The 3,248-nt window shown below is 38.3% G+C and carries 3 protein-coding genes; all 3 read right to left on the reverse strand.

What is annotated here, in order from left to right; all coding sequences use genetic code 11:
- Positions 1–205 precede the first annotated feature (205 nt).
- Positions 206–592, reverse strand: coding sequence for a type IV pilus biogenesis protein EbsA (gene ebsA / locus PN450_RS11620; protein ID WP_271836423.1), 387 nt, complete (start codon positions 590–592; stop codon positions 206–208).
- 105 nt (positions 593–697) lie between these two features.
- Positions 698–1,906: a 4-hydroxy-3-methylbut-2-enyl diphosphate reductase gene (locus PN450_RS11625; RefSeq protein ID WP_271836424.1), complete on the reverse strand. Its 1,209-nt coding sequence runs from the start codon at positions 1,904–1,906 to the stop codon at positions 698–700.
- Positions 1,907–1,980: 74 nt separating this feature from the next.
- Positions 1,981–2,793, reverse strand: coding sequence for an SGNH/GDSL hydrolase family protein (locus PN450_RS11630; protein WP_271836426.1), 813 nt, complete (start codon positions 2,791–2,793; stop codon positions 1,981–1,983).
- Between the last annotated feature and the right edge of the window lie 455 nt (positions 2,794–3,248).

Below are 3,248 nucleotides of genomic sequence, written 5' to 3' on the forward strand. Positions count from 1 at the left end.
AATAAGGGTTGAAATCAGCAAAAACCTATCACTTGACCAGATTCAATACTATTCTTCTCTTCTTCTAATTCTTCCTCCTGACTCCTGACTCCTGACTCCTGACTCCTAGCCCTCACAGACAACTTTTTCAGCACCCCCTAGTTAGTTTTGAATTTTGAAAATGGGGGTATGCGTAGGTATCCCCGTGACTATATCTATTTCTGCTTTAATCGTCTAAGTGTAAAAGTTTGCGGTAAAAAGATTTAGGAAAATCGCTGATGCTATTTCGCTTATAGTTTTCCATTAGTTCAATTAAAAAACTAATAAATTCAAAACTTGGCATCATTACTTCATAAGTTAGTTCAGAGTTAGTCTCAAACTGGATTCGGCAAATGGTTGAATCTGAGGGTAAAGTGGCATCATTCCAAGTCGCAACAAAAGAAATATTCTTACCACCCTCAATTTTACGCTGTCCCTCCAACTGACGTGTTTTATAAAGACTGATGGCATAGGGTAATAAATTTCGCTTACTACCCTGAATATAAGGTAAATAGACGGTAGCTTGTTGTTGATTTGCAGGTTGGAGTTGATCAAAAGACGTATTACCAGACATTTTTGTAGATTCCTTCAATTATTCGCCATTTTTTGGGAGTTTGGGTTAAGCCAAGCCAAACCCAACCTCCGAATTCAGGCTTTTTTTACTTTAGCTAAGGTATTGTCAAACTAAAGTGGCTGTGGCTTTGAGGGCAAAAATTTTCTCAATTATATCTTCAACTACCTGATCCGGTGTCGAAGCGCCAGAAGTAACCCCAACTTTAATTTTCCCTACTGGAAGCCAGTTTTCTGTAATTGCCAATTCTCCTGTTAATTGCCGATGTTCAATGTTATTAATTGATTGAATCCGTTCCACACAATCAATGTGATAGGAAGGAATATCCCGATCAAAAGCAATTTGTTGTAATTGGGTAGTATTTGATGAATTAAACCCCCCAATAACTATCATTAAATCTACCTTTTCTTCCACTAATTCCAGCATAGCATCTTGACGTTCTTGAGTAGCATCACAGATAGTGTTGAAATTTTGGAAATGCTGATTTAACTCTGCTGGTCCATATTTCTGCATCATGGTTCGCTCTAGCATTTTCCCGATTTTTTCGGTTTCATCTTTGAGCATGGTTGTTTGGTTAGCAATACCTACCCGTTCTAAATCTTGATCAGGATCAAATCCCGCAGAACAAGCTTTAGCAAACTTAGCTAAAAATTCCTGACGATTGCCACCATAGAGAATATAGTTAATGACATATTCTGCTTCTTGTAAATTTAAAACAATCAAATATTTCCCAGCAAAAGAACTGGTCGCAACGGTTTCTTCGTGCTTGTATTTTCCGTGAATAATTGAAGTGTAATCACCTTTTTTGTGCTTTTCGACAGTGTTCCAAACTTTAGAAACCCAAGGACAGGTAGTATCAACAATTTGACAACCTTTATCATTGAGAATTTGCATTTCTTGAACACTGGCACCAAAAGCTGGTAAAATCACCACATCACCGCTACCAACAACAGAAAAGTCTTTTACTTGATCAATAACGGGAATAAATTCTACCTGCATTTCCTGCATTCGTTTATTCACAGATGGATTGTGAATAATTTCGTTAGTAATCCAAATGTGTTCTGTCGGGAAATGCTGACGGGTTTCATAGGCCATGGCTACAGCCCTTTCTACACCCCAACAAAAGCCAAATGCTTGGGCTAGTTGGATTGTGACATTACCACGGCTGAGAGTGTAGTTAGAATTGCGGATTTCCTGAATTAAGTTACTTTGAAACTCAGACTGTAACTGAGTGGCTACTTCCGCCTGATGACCAAAGCCCTTACGATTATAATTGGCTGAATGTTGGAGGCTGCGTTTAAAAGCTTTTGTATCCATTTGAGATTGACCACTAATAATTACTATTTTTGATTTTCTCGCGCTTGGAGCCGATTTAGATAGAAATTTTGGATTTATATCCTATTTGTTGACTGTACCTTTTGTGGTTGAGGAAGTTGGGGTGTTAGTTGTTGGTTAGTATACATTTGCAAAGCAGTCCGCCAAACTAGATAACCAGGGGGACTCAGATGTAAACCGTCGGTGGTAAAATTTGAACGAAGATTACCTTGTTGATCGGTGAATAGGGGATGTAAATTGAGATATCTCGCGCCTTTTTTAGTAGCGATGTTATTCAGTTCCTGATTTAATTTGCGAATTCGAGAATTGGGAATAGCTAGGAGTTTTTCTTTTCCTTCCCAAGTTGTCCCCCCCGCACCATGTGGCAAAATTGACTGAATGACAATTTCTGCTTGGGGGTGTTTTCTGCGTAGATAGCTGATAATTTGGCGATAATTAGTGAGAATTTCCTGATCCTCTAGCCCGCGAATTAGATCATTAATACCTACCATCACCAAAATCATATCTGGTTGGGTGCGGTCAAAGAAATCTAATCTTTGTAACAGTCCATTGCTAACTTCACCGGAAATTCCTTGATTTAGCCAATTTCTATCTTCCGGTAATAATTCTGGTGGAAACCATAAACTCAGAGAATCTCCCGCTAGTATGGTTAACCGTTGGGGATTTTTGTCAGCGGTTATTTTAGCTTCTTGCTTGAGCATATCCAACCATTGGGGATAACTGAGTTGATGACGGGGGCCTAACTCTGGTGGTACATATTGATTTTTCCAGTTAAGGTTAACTGGTTCTGGGGGATTTGGGATAGCTGTCGTTGCTACCATAGGGGTTATTTTTTGCTGTCGCCAAATCAATAAAATGACCGCTAACATTAGGATAAGGTTAGTTAACAGTGACAAGAATCCCCAAGCAGGAAAGGTTTTTACACGGTTAAACACGACTGATAAAAATGACCAATATTAAACTTCATTGTAAATCTGGTAAGAGAGATACACAAATAAAAAATCTGCCAAAATTTCTGGTGGAGTTTTCTAATTGGTAATTGAGATCAAGATTATAGGATTAACGGCTCAGAATCTAGTTTCTTTGGGAAAATGCGGTTTATTTCTGAATGTAGAGACGTTACCTATAACGTCTCTACATTATGTATATCTATTTGTTAGAAATTCGATCTGCAAACTCGGAGTTATAACCCACATTCCGCACCCCAAAATGTTACAGAGGGAAATTACGGAGATGAAAATCAAAGGGAGCATCAAAACAAACAGATAAAGTGAAAAAAGGCATTTGAGAAACAGTAAATCACCAAAAATGTCATCAAAATCTA

Source organism: Dolichospermum lemmermannii CS-548 (assembly GCF_028330815.1).
Taxonomy (GTDB): Bacteria; Cyanobacteriota; Cyanobacteriia; order Cyanobacteriales; family Nostocaceae; genus Dolichospermum; species Dolichospermum lemmermannii.